We start from the raw sequence: 376 nt of genomic DNA, 5'->3' as shown, positions 1-376 counted from the left end.
ATTCCGGTAACCTCCAACGAACTTCCGATATTCGGCGTTGGGTCTTTCAAATGAAATAAAATTTTGGTAGTGTCACCTATAGCAAGGTAACGTAATTGGTAGGTACCATTTTTTTCGTAAGTCGCTTCTTTAATAATCTGGTCAGTGGCTGCGTCTTTGATCGTTACAGTCAGTTCGTTGTCGCTTGAACTCAAAGTATCCAGGGCAACATCAAAACTCACTTCGTAAGTCTGCAAAGGAGTCGAGGCGTAGTCTTTTCCAAACACCCATTTCGCGGTATCCGGTGCGTAGTCCAGATTCACTTTAAGTGCCGTCTCCAGACCAATGCTTCCCATCCAGCCCGTCATCTCGTAAATGCCCCAACCATCCGGCAAAT

Annotated in this window: 1 protein-coding gene; it reads right to left on the bottom strand. The window is 45.5% G+C overall.

Annotated elements, in window-relative coordinates:
• Positions 1–347: hypothetical protein (locus Q0954_RS34615; RefSeq protein ID WP_299466831.1), on the bottom strand; the 347-nt coding region annotated here is incomplete at its 3' end.
• Positions 348–376: the final 29 nt, after the last annotated feature.

Origin of the sequence: uncultured Microscilla sp., from assembly GCF_947493425.1 — a bacterium.
In the GTDB taxonomy this organism is placed as follows: Bacteria; Bacteroidota; Bacteroidia; order Cytophagales; family Microscillaceae; genus Microscilla.
Note: the sequence above shows the minus strand (reverse complement) of the source record. Positions and strands in the feature narration are given on the sequence as shown.